The sequence below is a fragment of the Hydrogenophaga sp. 2FB genome, from assembly GCF_005503365.1.
Lineage (GTDB): Bacteria > Pseudomonadota > Gammaproteobacteria > Burkholderiales > Burkholderiaceae_C > Hydrogenophaga.
Genome location: NZ_SCML01000030.1, coordinates 63461 through 77995, shown reverse-complemented (window position 1 = coordinate 77995; position 14535 = coordinate 63461). Strand labels below are relative to the sequence as shown.

At 68.7% G+C, this 14535-nt stretch carries 14 protein-coding genes; 1 reads left to right on the top strand and 13 read right to left on the bottom strand.

Translation table 11 applies throughout. From position 1 onward, the window contains the following. The 9 genes from FFS09_RS18135 to FFS09_RS18095 all read right to left on the bottom strand — a co-directional run. A partial coding sequence (locus tag FFS09_RS18135) for a CIS tube protein (RefSeq protein WP_502703744.1) occupies window positions 1-733 on the bottom strand: 733 nt, incomplete at its 3' end. Window positions 734-736: 3 nt separating this feature from the next. Then, window positions 737-1366 carry a phage tail protein gene (locus tag FFS09_RS18130; RefSeq protein WP_137920301.1) on the bottom strand — a complete coding sequence of 210 codons (630 nt, stop codon included), beginning with the start codon at window positions 1364-1366 and terminating at the stop codon, window positions 737-739. Continuing rightward, window positions 1366-2991 (bottom strand): phage tail protein, encoded by a 1626-nt coding sequence (locus FFS09_RS18125; protein ID WP_137920300.1) that lies wholly within the window; start codon window positions 2989-2991, stop codon window positions 1366-1368. Before FFS09_RS18125 ends, FFS09_RS18130 begins: the two co-directional genes overlap by 1 nt. A gap of 159 nt (window positions 2992-3150) precedes the next feature. Further along, window positions 3151-3594 (bottom strand): phage tail protein, encoded by a 444-nt coding sequence (locus tag FFS09_RS18120; RefSeq protein ID WP_137920299.1) that lies wholly within the window; start codon window positions 3592-3594, stop codon window positions 3151-3153. A 34-nt stretch (window positions 3595-3628) separates the two neighbouring features. Then, on the bottom strand, window positions 3629-5398 hold the full coding sequence (locus FFS09_RS18115) for a phage tail sheath subtilisin-like domain-containing protein (RefSeq protein ID WP_137920298.1): 1770 nt from the start codon (window positions 5396-5398) through the stop codon (window positions 3629-3631). A 60-nt stretch (window positions 5399-5458) separates the two neighbouring features. Further along, window positions 5459-6280, bottom strand: coding sequence for a hypothetical protein (locus FFS09_RS18110; RefSeq protein ID WP_137920297.1), 822 nt, complete (start codon window positions 6278-6280; stop codon window positions 5459-5461). Then, window positions 6277-6867 (bottom strand): Pvc16 family protein, encoded by a 591-nt coding sequence (locus FFS09_RS18105; RefSeq protein WP_137920296.1) that lies wholly within the window; start codon window positions 6865-6867, stop codon window positions 6277-6279. Before FFS09_RS18105 ends, FFS09_RS18110 begins: the two co-directional genes overlap by 4 nt. A gap of 393 nt (window positions 6868-7260) precedes the next feature. Beyond that, window positions 7261-8268 carry a Bug family tripartite tricarboxylate transporter substrate binding protein gene (locus FFS09_RS18100; protein WP_137920295.1) on the bottom strand — a complete coding sequence of 336 codons (1008 nt, stop codon included), beginning with the start codon at window positions 8266-8268 and terminating at the stop codon, window positions 7261-7263. Window positions 8269-8308: 40 nt separating this feature from the next. Continuing rightward, complete coding sequence (locus tag FFS09_RS18095; protein ID WP_137920294.1) at window positions 8309-9541, bottom strand: FAD-dependent monooxygenase; 1233 nt, start codon at window positions 9539-9541, stop codon at window positions 8309-8311. 114 nt (window positions 9542-9655) lie between these two features. Here FFS09_RS18095 and FFS09_RS18090 point away from each other — a divergent pair, with 114 nt between their 5' ends. Continuing rightward, window positions 9656-10372 carry a DUF899 family protein gene (locus FFS09_RS18090; RefSeq protein ID WP_502703743.1) on the top strand — a complete coding sequence of 239 codons (717 nt, stop codon included), beginning with the start codon at window positions 9656-9658 and terminating at the stop codon, window positions 10370-10372. Between the two features lie 25 nt (window positions 10373-10397). On the opposite strand, the gene FFS09_RS18085 is transcribed toward FFS09_RS18090, so the two are convergent. From FFS09_RS18085 to FFS09_RS18070, 4 genes are read right to left on the bottom strand one after another with little or no spacing between them, the layout of a single operon-like run. Then, entirely contained in the window at window positions 10398-11480 is a 1083-nt protein-coding gene (locus FFS09_RS18085) for a VWA domain-containing protein (RefSeq protein ID WP_252374418.1), read from the bottom strand. Then, window positions 11477-12553, bottom strand: coding sequence for a DUF58 domain-containing protein (locus FFS09_RS18080; RefSeq protein WP_137920292.1), 1077 nt, complete (start codon window positions 12551-12553; stop codon window positions 11477-11479). The genes FFS09_RS18085 and FFS09_RS18080 overlap by 4 nt, the downstream gene beginning before the upstream one ends. A 2-nt stretch (window positions 12554-12555) precedes the next feature. After that, window positions 12556-13557, bottom strand: coding sequence for an AAA family ATPase (locus FFS09_RS18075; RefSeq protein WP_137920291.1), 1002 nt, complete (start codon window positions 13555-13557; stop codon window positions 12556-12558). 27 nt (window positions 13558-13584) lie between these two features. Continuing rightward, complete coding sequence (locus tag FFS09_RS18070; protein ID WP_137920290.1) at window positions 13585-14505, bottom strand: S1C family serine protease; 921 nt, start codon at window positions 14503-14505, stop codon at window positions 13585-13587. Window positions 14506-14535 lie beyond the last annotated feature (30 nt).

Below are 14535 nucleotides of genomic sequence, written 5' to 3'. Positions count from 1 at the left end.
CACCGATGCCAGCCCCCGCCCCGATCCCCGCACCCAACGACGCCGAGCCCGAGGCAAAAGCCGTCGGCGCACCGAGCGACACATGGGCGTCCACCAACAGCGAGGCGCTGCCACCAAACCGCAAACTGGCGGATGCATTGGCACTCGCGACAGCGCGCGCCGCGCGCGGGTTGCCGCCCGCATTCGCCACGCCCGATGGCCCTGCGCCACCCGGCACTTCCACCGGCGCAAAACCATCGGCCGAGTCGACCGAGGCCTGCGGGTTTTTTTCGCTGTCGAAATTGGGCGCGTCGCTGGCCAGCGTGAGGTTCACGCCCGCGCGCAGCGGCACACCGTCGGCCGAGAACAGGTCCAGCGTTTCCTTGTACTGCTCGACCGTGCCGACGAATTTGTACGCGCCCCAACTGAACTCCACGCGCGGCGGTGTCTTGGTGTCTTCGCCACCGAAGGGCTTGAGCAGCTGCGCCATCTTGTCGGTGTAGGTGCGCACGTCCTCACCGCCCTGCACTTCACCGCCGGGGTTCTTGGCCGTGGTGTCGAACACCAGGTCCATGACGAGTTTGGCGGTGGTCCCGCTCACGTACTGCCGGCTGCCCGCACCCTGCGCCGCCGGCCCGAGCGTGTTGGACACGGTGTACTGCAGCGACGCCGGGTTGAAGTGCGCCTTGACGGTGAGGGCCGGCGCGGGCGGCAGCGTCTTGAACTCGGCGATGGCGGTGGTGGACTCGGGCATGCTTCAACCCCCAGGGGTGACGAGGGACAGGCCTTCGTGCACGAGGTGCAGCTCTTCCACCGCCACCTCCGTGCCTTTGGCATTGAGATCGGCGGCCTTGAACTTCACCGGCATGCACTGCGACAAGCCCCAGGTGAGCACGGTTTCGCCCGCGGCGTTCTGCACGTCGATCTCCACGTCCATGCGCGTGGCATAGCCACCGCTGGACACCATCTGGAACCACTTCCACAAATGGCGTGTGCTGGTCATGCCGCGCTTGAGGATCACCGTGGCAAAACTCACCTGGCCCACGCGCTGCGCCGAGCCGACGTTCATGCCGCCCGCGCGGATCTGCTTGGGTTCCATGGTGGCTTCGAGGCCGGTGCACTCGGCGAAAGCGCCGCTGCAGATGTCGACCTCGTTGCCTTGCTGAGCGCCGTCGCTGGCCTGGCGAAAGCGCACGTGGAAGCGAAACGGAATCAGCGGTGGCAGCAGGTTTTCCGCGACGTCGCGGCCCTGCGCCTGCGCGCCCGCACTGTGGCTGCCGCGCTCGCCCAGACCGAGCGAGGCGCTGACCGATGCGCTGGCGCTCGCCCCCACGCCCGCCGAAGCGCTGGCCGAAGCACCCGCGGAGAACTGTGCGTCGAACGGCATCAGGCCACCTCCCTCGCGTCGGCATGGCCCACACCCGCCGAGGCCAGCGCGAGCACCACCGTGATGCGCTCGATGCTGTGCGCGGGCCACACGGTGATCTCGGTGACGAGGCGGCCGTTGTCGATGTCGTTCTGCGTCATGGTGCCGCGGTCGCAGCGCACGCTGAAGGCTTCCTGCGGCGTGGCGCCCGAGAGCGCGCCCGCACGCCAGAAACCTTTGAGCAATTCTTCAAAGCTGCGCTGCAGGCGGCTCCAGGTCGCAGGGCCATTCCCATCGAACAGCACCCCCTGCCCGCGCAGGCGCGCGGCGCGCAACAGCGTGGCCATGAGCCGGCTCACGCCACCGCCGCGCCAGGCTTCGTCGGCGCTGGTGGTCACGTCGGACTGCAGCGCCCAGCCGCCCGCTTGCGGCGCGAACAGGCACACCCGCTCGGCCAGCCGCGCAGCCGGCGACGCCGGGCCGGCGCCGCAGGCCGGCACGGGTTCCGCGCTCTGCACATCGCGCAGGCGCGGCAGGGAAAACTCGCCCGCCGCACTGGCGTGTGTGCCACGCGCGAGAGCGCTGCCCGCGAGCAAGCCGGCCAGCACACCATCGGGCGGCTCCAGGCCTTCGGGCAAGTCGACCGACAGGCTGGTGTTCAGCCACGGGTAACCGAGCTGCACGAAGGCGCTGGCAATGGAGAGGTCGCTCGCGTCGTGCTGGCCCACGGCCTCGAACACACCGCTGCGGCGCAGAAAGGCCAGCATGTCGCTGTGCGCGTGCACGCCGCCTTCGCTCAACGGTCGGCGCGCGTCTTCGCGCGGCAAAGGCAGCGCGCCGACGAACAACACCTCGCGCTGGTGCCGCGCCAGAAACGCGCGCACCGCCGCCACCGCCACGCGCCACGGGCCATAGCCCTGGCTGTCCAGGCGCGGCGCCAGCAGCGCGCGCAAACCCGTGTCCACCGGCAAGGGCGGCTCCTCTTCGCTGCATTCCACAAAGCCTTCGGGCGGCGGCGCCAGCGCCACGCCCACGGGCGGCGTGCGCGGTTCGGTGGAACAGGCATCGGGCAGGTCGGGCATGCACAGCAGGCTCGCCTCACCCAGCCCCGCCAGGTGTTCAATGCCTTGCCAGGTGCTCGGGTCCAGCGGATCGAACACACGCACCACGCCCGCGCCGTGGTCGAAGCCCGGCAGCAAGCGGCCCAGGCGCGCACGGCGCTTGGCCGCGCGGTTCGACGGCGATTCCAGAAACGCCCAGGGGTCGCCCACGCGCACCACCACCGCGCGCCGCCCACCCCGCGCAAAGAAGCTGCGCACCGCCGCGCCGAGGTACGTGGCGCAGTGCGGTTGTTCGCCCGTCACCGGATCGGGCGTACGGCCCACGGGGCGCTGGTCCCACGCGTAGAGGCGGTCGAACAGCGCCCAGCTGTCGATCACCACCGGCACGTTCTCCAGGGCCTCGAGCGCATCCGCCCCCTGGCGCCAAGGACCGTCTACCCACCCCGCTTCGCGCAACTGCTGGCGCACCGCCTCGGGCAAAGGCTGCTCGCGCCGTCGGGCGATGAACCCGACGAAGCAGGCCACGTCGGCGCGCTCTGGTGCTGTGCGCAGCGCGGGTGTTGCCGTTTCGAAGATCAAGGACATGGTCGAAGGTCCAGATGACTACCGAAGAACCCACACAACCGGAGAGAAAACCCGCCACGACAGCAGGCACCCTTTCCAGAGACACCGAAGGTCCGGCTCCGCCGGCCCCAGGTGTCGCCCCCTTGAGGGGGTCGCGCGAAGCGCGGCGGGGGTGTTTCTCTATGCGCTGATTTCCATGGCCTCGGCCGACAGCGCGATTTCCTCCATCGCCACGTCGCCCCCACCCTTGCCCGCCAGCGTGGGCCCGGTGTACTTCATGGGCACCACGCCGCGCAGCACCCAGGTCTGCACCGGGGCATGCGCTTCGTCGAGCAGGGTGATGGTGACGTTGCGCTGCGCAGCCGGCCCCTGCGTGCGGGTCTGCTGGATCCAGTCGAACAGCGACTTCGAGTTGAGGATGCCGCGCTTCAAGGTGACGTCCGACACCTTGTGGATGCCGGCAACCTTGCGCACATGGTTCTCTTTCTCGTTGCCGTTGCGGTACTCGGCGATGGTGACTTCGGTGCCGATGCCACTGACATCGGAGAAGCCGCCGAAGACCTCGCCGCCATCGAAGTTCACGAGGTAGTTGAATGCGCCGTACGGTGTGGTGCGGTTGGCCATGGTGGTTCAGCTCCTTGAGGGGTGGTTGTCGTTGTCACTCGCGGGCATCGGCCGTCTTCTGGCCAATGCGGAAGATCACGAACTCGGCCGGCTTGATGATGGCCACGCCCACCAGGCAGATCAGGCGCCCGTTGTCCAGGTCGTTCTGCGTCATGGTGCTGCGGTCGCAACGCACGAAGAAGGCTTCTTCGGGCGAGGTGCCGAGCAGCGCACCGCTGCGCCACTCGTTGTAGAGGTAGTCGGCGATGGTCTGGCGCACGTTGGCCCACAGGCGCTCGCCGTTGGGTTCGAACACCGCCCATTGCGTGCTGCGGTCGATCGACGCTTCGAGGTAGTTGAAGTAACGCCGGTCGCTCACGTACTTCCACTCGGGGTCGCTGGAGATCAGGCGCGCGCCCCACACGCGGTTGCCGCGCCCGCTGAAGAAGCGCAGGCAGTTCACACCCGCCGGGTTCAGCAACTCCTGCTGCGCGAAGTTCACGTCGACCTCGAAGCGCAGCGCGCCGCGCACCACCTCGTTGGCCGGCGCCTTGTGCACGCCGCGCTGCACGTCGTTGCGCGCGTAGATGCCGCTGACGAAGCCCGACGGCGGCAACGCGATTTCTTTGGGAATGTCTTCGCGGCCCGGACGCGCCAGCGGGTTGGACACCACCACCCACGGGTAGTACATCGCGGCGTACTTCGAATCGAACAGACCGCGGTAGGTGCGCGCCGTGGTCGGCAGCAGTTCGGCCGGCGTGTCGAGCACGGCAATGCGGTAGGCACGCCGACCTTCGGCATGCGCGATCAAGGCGCTGGCAATCGCCTGCGGGTTGTCTTCGTTGCCATCGCCCGCGCCGTAGGCCGAACTGCCCGGCGCGGCAACGATGGAGACGTCTTCGATGGACGCGATTTCGGAGAGCGCGAGCGCGTAGTCGGTCGGCGTGGGCTGGCCACCGTCGAGACCACCGGCAAGCGTCCACACGCGCTCGGGCTGGCCCGCGGCGTTCTGCACCGCGCCATTGAACAGGCCGGCGTGCAGCTCGGACGGCGAGACATCCGCGCCGATGCCGATGGCGAACAGGTTCTGCAGATGGTCGCTGCGCCGCGACGGCGTGGCCGACAGCACATGGCCGATCCAGCGCGGGTGCGAAGCCGCCAGACCCAGGTCTTCATAGCTCGTGCTGTTGCCATCGCCATCGAGGGTGAGCACCGACACGGTGATCACCTGCGGTGCGCCCGCCAGCACGTTGGCCTGCGTGACCTCGGTGCCGGCCAGGTTGGCGGCGGGGCGCCAGCTGTTGCCCACGCGCACCACCAGCGCCGGGTTGCCCGAGAGGGTGGCGCGCACCATGCTGCCGGCCGGCGCGTTGGTCAGCGTGGTTTCGGACGCGGGCGCGCTGCTCTCGCGCACCACCACCTGCCCATTGCCCGCGGCGCCGGGGAAGCGGGCCATCAGCGCCACGCCTTCGGCGGTGCCCGCCAGCACCTCGGCCTCGGCGACAACGGCATCGGCCCCGACCACGCGCGAGACGTACAGGCGCGAACCGCCTTCGTTGAAGAAAGCGCGCACGGCATGGGCCATGTAGTTGGTGGCCGGCACACCGGTGCCCAGCGAGAGGTCGGCGAACCCACCGTAGAGCCGCTCGAAATCGCCGTAGCTGGTGAGCAGTTCGGGCGACTCCGGCGTGTTGACGTCCGTGCGGTACGGCCCTTTGCGCGTGGGCCCCACGAACGCGGTGGTGCTGGTGCCCACGCCTTCGATCGATTTGGCGCGGAAACTCGTTTCCTCGACGTAGACACCTGGCGCGAGGTATTCAGGCATGGTGCATCTCCTTGTGAACAACGGTTTTGGGGGACATCAATCGCTACCGCCCCTTCAGCCTCAGAAGGGGATTTCGAGGGACACGTGCAGCGGTCGACCGGCCGCCAGACTGACAACCGTGCTGGCCTGTGGCAGGCCCGCACGCGCTGTTTCAACGGCCGCCGGATCCACCAGCGGCAACAAAAGGGGAGCGCGGCCCGCGGCCACGTCGGCCTGCGGTGTGCGCGTCATGCTGGCCGGGTCGGCGATGGCCTCCACCGTGACCTCGATCTGCGTCACGATCACATCGCCCGGCTCGGCCGACCAGGTGGTGACCGGGATGCCGGCCACCGGCACCAGGGCCTCGCCGCGCCAGTCCGACAGTCCCCGCGCCAACACCTGCATGCCACTGAGCACGCGCAGCAACACGCCACCGATCGCATCACCACCAACGGCATCGCGCAGGCTCAGGCTGAGCGCGGCCCAGTTGGGGCCCACCCGACTGGCCGCGCTCGGGTACATCGGCACCACGAGCGGACGAAACAGCGAACCGGGCAAGCCGACGTTGGCCGCATCGGCGTCGCGCGGCAGATCGACGCGCACCAGGCGCTGCAGGTATTGCCCTGAAGGGTCGGAGACCGTGACGGTGAGCGGCGGCGCCTCGCCTTGCGCCGGCGCGGCGGGCGCGTTCAGGAACGCCGACGCGTGGTGCGCCAGCGGCGCCCAATCGTGGATCACGAACAGGCCGCTGCGGTTGCGCCGAATGCGAGCGCCCGCGGGCGCGGCGATGCGAAGGGGGTGGCTGAGCGGGGCGCCGGTGGTGGCGTCCACACAGCACATCGCCCCCAGCACGCGACGCTCGACGCGCTCCAGCTCCCGCGAGGTTTCGAACACGAAGCTCATGTGAGCGCCTCCGGACTTCTGAAGGCAAGGCGCGTGGCCACCACCGGGCGGTCTTCGGGCAGGTCGTCGGGGTCGAGCCGCACGGTGCGGGCCATGTACGAAGCCGAGAGGCGGTACGCCGGTTCGAGCGCATCCCAGATTCGCATGATGTCTTCGTTGGAGAGTTCGGTCGGCACGATCTGGATCACCTCGTCCGCGTCCCAACCGGGTTCCGGCGTGAGCGACGAAGCGTCCAGCAGCGGGTACAGATGCAGCTGGCGCATGGTCCAGGCCAGCATCACCTGCTCATCGAGCGCGCTGTTGCTCCAGGCCGACACCAGGATGTGCAGGTCCAGGCTCAGCGGTGCGGGCGTGGCGTTCGGCGCGCGCGCGGGCCGCTGCTGGCGGCTGTGCTCGTTGACCGTGGCGCGGTAGAGAAAGAGGCTGACGCGGTTCGTGTCTTCGAGCGTGCCGGCCATCTGGTTGGACGACAGCACCTCGAAACTGCACGACGGCATGGCCATGCCGTGGTGGTTCGCGGGGTAGGTGTTCTGGAGAAACGTCGCGATCGAACCGCAGACGGAATGGATCGCAAAGACGTTCGCCATAGAGTTCCCTCACCGGCCAATGCGAATGGTGGGCTTTGCGCCCGGCATGCAATACATGATTTCCCCCCTGAAAGTTGTCACCTGTGCGGCTTGAACCTTGTTTCACGACATGCAGCGTCTCTTTGCAACAACTGCTGTGTGATTTATGTAGGGGTTTTATACCTTTCGCGGCTGGCGGGCTGTTGAAGAGATACGTTTTCGCGACCGGATTTACAGATTTTCACAACCTGGAAAAGGCCGTTCCGTCACCGATCGGTGAACGAAAAAATGCCCGGTGCGCCTGCGCGTACAAAGAAAAAGGGCCGCGCTTGCATCGAAGCCACGGCCCTCATTCGATTTTTTTCGCAGCGAACCGGCACCCGGCTCCGCCACGGCGAGACGACTACGTCGGGATCAGCCCGGCTGGATGTTGTTGCGTTTGATGACCTCGGCCATGGCGGCCGTGTCGCTCTTGATGCGGCGCGCCAGGCCTTCGGGGCCGGTGCCGGTGACTTGCCAGCCCTGGCCGAAGAGTTTTTGCCGGATGTCTTCGCGCCGCACGATCTCGGTGAGCAGCGTGGCGAGGCGGTTCACATGGGCCTTCGGCAGGCTGTTCGGTGCGGCCACGGCGTTCCAGATTTCCAGCTGGAAGTCGCGCACGCCGGCCTCGGTGAGGCTGGGCACGTCGGGCACCAGGCTGCTGCGGCCGGTGGAGGTGACACCGATCGCCTTGAGCTTGTTGGCGCGCACCTGGGGCATGACCAGGCCGGGCGGCAGCAACGACATCTGCACCTGGCCACCCATCATCGCGGTGATCACCTGCGGGTTGCCAGGGTACGGCACGTGCACTGGCGCAATGCCGGCGCGGGACTTGAGCAACTCCATGCCGAGGTGGGCCACCGTGCCCACGCCGGGCGTGCCGTAGTTCCACTTGTCGCCGGCCGTGCGCGCGGCGGCGATGTAGGCCGCGCCGCTTTCGGCCACGGCGGCGGGCACGGCAAGCACCAATGGGGCGACGGCGATGAGCGAGACCGGCGTGAGGTCCTTGATGGGGTCGTAGGTGGTCGCGGGGTTGAGGATCTTGGCGATGGTCATGTTGCCGTTGATCATCAAACCGATGGTGTGGTCGTCATCGGCGCGCGCCACCAGGGCCGCCGCGATGTTGCCGCCCGCGCCGGGACGGTTCTCGACGATCACGGGTTGGCCGAGCGCTTGCGACAGCGGCTCGGCGAGCAGGCGCGCGGTGAGGTCGGGCGAAGAGCCACCGGGGAAACCCACCACCAGCTTGATCGGCCGGTTGGGCCACGCGGCCGGGCTGCGCTGTGCATGCGCACTGGGCAGTACGGTGGCGGCCACCAGGGCTGCGGCCGTGGCCAGGGCGTGGCGGCGGGTGGAGAGGATGGGGGCTTGGGGTTCGGTCATGGTCGTGTCTGCCTCGGGTTCTGGAAAAAACAAATGCCGCTCACGGGTGGGGTTCGGCTGCGGGTTCGGGTGGCCCGTCGTAGAGCCACGTATTGTCGAGCAAACGTTCGCCGAGCAAACCCATGGCCCGGTCGCGCGCCCAGCGCAGCGGGCCTTGTGCGTGAAAGATGGTGCCGTTGCGCCGCGAGAGTTGCTGGACGCGCGCGTTGCGCTGCCAGCGGGTCTGTGCGTAGCGCGCCAGCACCGCGGGCCAATCGATGTCGCGCTCGGTGTTTCGGGCGTCAGGCTGCAACAGGCGCCCCAGCGTCCACGCGTCTTCGATCGCCATGGCAGCGCCCTGGGCGAAATAGGGCCGCATCGGATGGGCCGCATCGCCCAGCAGCGCCACGCGGCCTTGGGCCTGTTCGTCCGCGCCGCGCAGCGGTGGGCGCTCGTGCAAGGGCCACAGGGTCCACTCGGGCACCGCCGCCAACACGGCCATCAGGTCTTCGCAGGCGGGGCCCAGCGCCTGGCGCAGATCGGCCGCATGGGCCTCGTGCGTCCATTGCCGCGGATCGTGGTGGCCGGGCTTGAGCGCGCCCTCGACCACGGCCACGACGTTGATCCAGTCGCCCTGCGACACCGGGTAGTGCACCACATGCAAGCGAGGGCCCAACCACGCGGTCACCATGTTGGCGCGCAGCGGCGCGGGCATCTGGGGCACGCGCAACATGCCACGGTATGCCAGGTGGCCGGTGGCGCGCGGCGCGGGCTGTGGGCCCAGCAACTGCTCGCGCACGCGGCTCCACAAACCGTCACAACCGATCAGCGCGTCACCGGTGACGGTATCGCCGTTGTCCAGGGTGACCCGCACGCCCGTCTCGTGGGAAGTGTAGGACGCCAGGCGCGCGCCCAGGCGAACCTGCACCTCGGGCCACCGCCGCAGCGCCCCCAGCAACAGGCTGTGCAGGTCGGCGCGGTGCAGCGTGGCGTAGTGCTGGCGGTGGCGCGCGAGGCACATCGCGCCCAGGCGCAGATGGCCGAGCTGCCTCGCGGTGTGCGCGTCGCGCACATACAGCGCTTCGGGGTATGCCGCGCAGGCCCGCAGGGCTTCCGTGAGGCCCCACTCGTCCAGCACGCGCGTGGCGTTGGGACCGAGCTGCAAACCCGCGCCCACCTCGCCCAGGGCTTCGGCCTGCTCCAGCACCACCGAGCGCACACCAACACGGGCCAATGCCAGCGCGCACGCCAGTCCGCCGATGCCACCCCCCGCAATGATTGCTTTCTGGTTCATGGGGCGCCATTGTGCCGGGCCTGGCGCAGCGTCTTTTTTGCGGTATCAGGCATCTCGATTGCCGGTGGCTTGTCACCTGCGCCACAGCGGTACATCGTTTACAGAAAGGAGTGCGTGAACATGACTTCCTCCCTCAAACCCGCCAGCGAGCTGGCCGCGGCCGCAAGCCAGCCCTACCCCAACGACAGCGACGACTACCGCGCCGCGCGCACGGCGTTGCTGGCCGAAGAGATCGAACTCCGGCGACACATCGAGCGCGTGGCCGCGCAGCGGCGCGCCTTGCCGCCCGGTGGCGCGGCCGCGGACTACGAATTCCGCGACGAGACCGGCAAGACCGTGGGATGGCCTGCGCTGTTCGGCGCCCACGACACGCTGGTCACGTATTTCTGGATGTACGGACCGCAGCGCGAAAGACCGTGCCCGATGTGCACAGCCTTCATCGGCTCACTGGACATTCCCGCCCGGGACATCGCGCAACGCGTGGCGATCGCGGTGATCGGCCGCTCGCCAGTGGAGCGGCAACTGGCCTTCGCGCGCGAGCGCGGCTGGCGCAACCTGAAGTTCTTTGCCACCGTGGGCGACCGCTTTGCGCGCGACTACCGAGGCCTGGCACCCAACGGCGAAGAGTGGCCGGCGCTGGATGTCTGGGTCCGGCGCGATGGCCAGGTTCGGCACTTCTGGGGCGCCGAACTGGGTGGCACCACGGCCGACCCCGGGCAGGACCCGCGCGGCGCGCCCGACCCCACGCCCTTGTGGAACATCCTCGACCTGACACCGGGCGGGCGCGGCACCGACTGGTACCCGAAGCTCGACTACGGCAACGGCGCTTGAGCAACGCCGTCTTCACCCGCCGTGTTCAGAGAATCCGGTTGAACCACAGCACCGACAAGCCCGCCGACAAGAGCGCGAGCAGCGAGGCTGCGAGCGCGAGCAGCCCGGAGATTTCGGTTTCCTTTTTCTCCACCGTCAGGCGCGAGCTCAAGGTCTCGTACACCTTCTTCAGGTTCTCGGCCGTGCCGGCGTAGAAGTACTCGGCCTGCGTGAGGCGCGCCACTTCCTTGAGGCTGTCTTCGTCGAGGCGCACGCGCATGGACCAGCCTTCGAAGCCGATGATTTCGCCGTCGACCGTGCCCACGCCCACGGTGTAGACGCGCACGCCGCGTTCGGCCGCCATCTTGGCGGCTTCGGCGGTGTCCACGCCGGTGGTGCGCTGGCCGTCGGTGAGCAGGATGATGGCGGCCGAGCTGTACGAGCCCGGGGCCACGGGGGTGAAGGGTTTCTCGTCGGGTTTGGCCTGGTCCAGCGAGCGGCCTTTGGGCGCGAACGGGTCGGTGTTGCGGCTGTAGGTCATGTCGCCGAGGTTGATGCGCTGCTCGGGGAACAGTTCGGAGAGCGAGACCACGATGGCGCTGCCGATCGCCGTGGCGCGCTGCAGCTGGAACTTGTCGATCGCGGCCACCAGGTCTTCACGGCTGAGGGTGATGGGCTGCACCACCTGCGCCGACCCCGCGAACGCGACGATGCCGACCTTCACATGCCGCGGCAGGTCGGCCAGAAAGGCCTTGGCGGCGTTCTGCGAGGCCACGAGCCGGTTGGGCTGCACGTCTTCGGCGCGCATGCTGCCCGAGACGTCCATGGCCAGGATGATGGTCTGCTGGTTCGACGGCAGCACGATGGTGGCCATGGGCCGCGCCGAGGCGATCAGCATGAGGGCGATGGCCATGAGCAGCAGCACGGGGGGCACATGGCGGCGCCACCCGGGGCCTTTGCCCATGGCTTCGCGCACGATCGACAGGCTGGCGTAACGCAGCGCGGTCTGCTTGCGCCGGCGCAGCAGCCACACGTAGAGCAGCACGAGCAGCGGCAATGCGAGCAACAGCCACAGCAATTGCGGCCAGAGGAAATTGACGGGCAGATGGTTCAACCAGTTGGTCATCATGGTCGTGCTCCTTCGCGCGCACGCGGGGTGGAGAGACTGCGGCGGTCCCGGGTGGGCAGTTGGGTGGGCACGTGCGGCCCACCTTGCCCGTTGCGCGCATTGCGTTGGCGGCGTTTGCGCAGTTCGATGAAGCGCAGCACGGCCTCGGCCAAGTCGTCGTCGGTGGCGAGTTCAAGCGTGTCCACGCCAGCGCGGCCCAGGCTCTCGCGCAGCTGCGCTTCGCGCTGCGCGGCGATGCGCGCAAAGCGCTGGCGAAAGCCGGCGTCGTGCGTGTCGACCATCAGCTGCTCGCCGGTTTCGGCGTCGCGGATCGGAATCAGGCCGAGGTCGGGCAGGTCCAGCTCCAGCGGGTCGAGCAGGCGCACGGCCACCACGTCGTGGCGCCGCGCAAGCTCGCCCAAGGGCCTTTCCCAACCGGGCTCGCTGATGAAGTCGGACACGATGAACAGGGTGCCGCGCTGGTGCACGGTGTGCAGCGCCGCGCGCAGCAGATCGGCGAGTTGCGTCACGCCGTCCTTGCTGTCGGGCTCGGGCTTCTTCGGCGGCTGCAGCACCATCTGCATGATGCGCAGCACCTGTGTGCGCCCGCCGCGCGCGGGCAGCACCGCGTCCACCACGGGTTGGCCGCGCGAGCCATACAGCACGGCACCCACGCGGTTGCCGCGGCGGCCGATCATGCGCGCGAGCACCGCCGTGAAGTCCAGCAGCACCTGGCTCTTGCGCTGCTCGCCCGAGCCGAAGTCCACCGAGGGGCTGAGGTCGAGCAGGAACCAGGCGGCCATCTCGCGGTCTTCGGTGAACACGCGCACATGCGGCACCTGCAGGCGGGCGGTAACGTTCCAGTCGATGTGGCGCACATCGTCGTGGTGCTGGTACTCGCGCAGGTCGGCCAGGTCGAGGCCGGAGCCGCGCATGAGCGTGCGGTAGTCGCCTTGCAGCAGGCCGTCGAGGCGGCGCAGCACGGTCCATTCAAGCCGGCGCAGCAGCGCATCGGCACGGCGAACGACCGGCGTGGCGGTGGCTGCCGCGCTGGCCTGGGCCTCGCCCTTTTTGCCGAAGAGCCGCGCGAACATGGTCAGGCCACCTTCTTTTCGTGTTCCAGCGGCCTTGCGGGCGCCGGGATGTGTTTCATGATGCGGCCGACCAGCGTCTCGCTGGTCAGGCCTTCGGAGAGCCCCTCGTACGACAGCACCACGCGGTGGCGCAGCACGTCGGGCACGAGGTCGGTCATGTCTTCGGGCAGCGCGTAGTTGCGTCCCCGCAGCATGGCCAGGGCGCGCGCGCCTTCCACCAGGCCGATGGTGGCGCGCGGGCTGGCGCCGAAGGTGATGAGGTGCGCCATGTCCTGGATGCCGTGCTTCTCCGGATTGCGCGTGGCGGACACCAGCTTGACGGCGTACTGCACCAGCGAAGGGTCCACGTACACCTGCCGGCACTGGGCCTGCAACGCGGCGAGCTGCTCGGTGGTGGCGACGGCGTTGATGTTCACGGCCGGGCCGGTGACGCGCTCGACGATCACGTACTCCTCTTCGTCGGTGGGGTAGTCGACCAGCACCTTCATCATGAAGCGGTCGACCTGCGCCTCGGGCAGCGGGTAGGTGCCTTCGGTCTCGATCGGGTTCTGCGTCGCCATGACGAGGAAGGGGTTGGGCACCTTGTGCGTTTCACCGGCGATGGTGACCTGGCGCTCCTGCATCACTTCCAGCAGCGCGCTCTGCACCTTGGCCGGCGCGCGGTTGATTTCGTCGGCCAGCAGCAGGTTGGCGAACACGGGCCCCAACGAAGTGCTGAAGTCGCCGGTTTTCTGGTTGTAGATGCGCGTGCCCACGAGATCCGCGGGCACGAGGTCGGGCGTGAACTGGATGCGCTTGAACTGCCCTTGCACCACGCTGGCCAGCGTCTTCACGGTCAGCGTCTTGGCCAGGCCGGGCACGCCTTCGACCAGCAGGTGCCCCTGCGCCAGCATGGCGACCATGACGCGTTCGAGGAACCGGTCCTGCCCGACCACCACGCGCTTGACCTCGTACAGAATCTGCTCCATGAGCTGGGCGGTGTCGGGGGCGTTGCTTTGGTCCATGGAGCGCTCCTGTGTGTCAAAGAAAAACTAGAACGGCGGCAGGCCGGCGGCGGTCGCGGCACTCTCGATCGGCACGGCGAATCCGATGCCCACGAAGGTGCGGTGGCTGGTGGGGTTGAGGATGCCGGTGACGATGCCGACCACCTCGCCGTCCATGGTGACCAGCGGCCCGCCCGAGTTGCCGGGGTTGGCCGCCGCGTCGAACTGGATCAGGTTGCTGATTTCCTGCTCGCCTTCGGGCGACTTGAAGGCACGGCCGAAGCCGGAGATGACACCGGAAGACGTGGACGGCCCGATGCCGAACGGAAAGCCGACCGCCACCACGCCGTCGCCGGGCACGAGGTCGCCGGTGGAGCGCATGGTGGCGGCAATGAGGTCGTCGGGGATGGTGTGGGCCTGCAGCACGGCCAGGTCGTTGTGGGCCTGCACGCCGGTGACGGTGGCGACCGACTCCAGACCGTCGGCAAACACCACCTTGATGCTCTGCGCGCCTTGCACCACGTGCAGGTTGGTCAGGATGATGCCCTTGTCGACGATCACCACACCCGTGCCCTCGCCCTGCTCCTGGTCCACGCCCTTCTTGTCCTTGGCGTAGGACACGACGCGCACCACGGCGGGGCGGATCTTCTCGGCCGCGCGCGCGGCCGGCGACGGCAGGTTCTGGGTGGTGAGGGTGCGCAGCACCGCGGCGTCGATGTCCTTCTGCGTGAGCGGCTTGGGCCCGTTGGCCTGGCCTTGCCAGACACTGGCCGCGAGCAGCGCCGCCAGCAGCACCAGGGCCGACCACATCACGCGCGGGCTGCCCCCGAGGCGGCCCAGCGCCGCGCGCCAGCGCTTCGGGGGCGCCACGGCGGCGGGTGCCGCGGGGGCTTGCACGGCGCTCTGCTGCGCGCCCGCCCTGGACGCCACCGGGCGGGTGGACGGGCTGTACAAGGCAGGCTTTCGCATGGCGACTCCCGGTGGCGGATGAAACACATC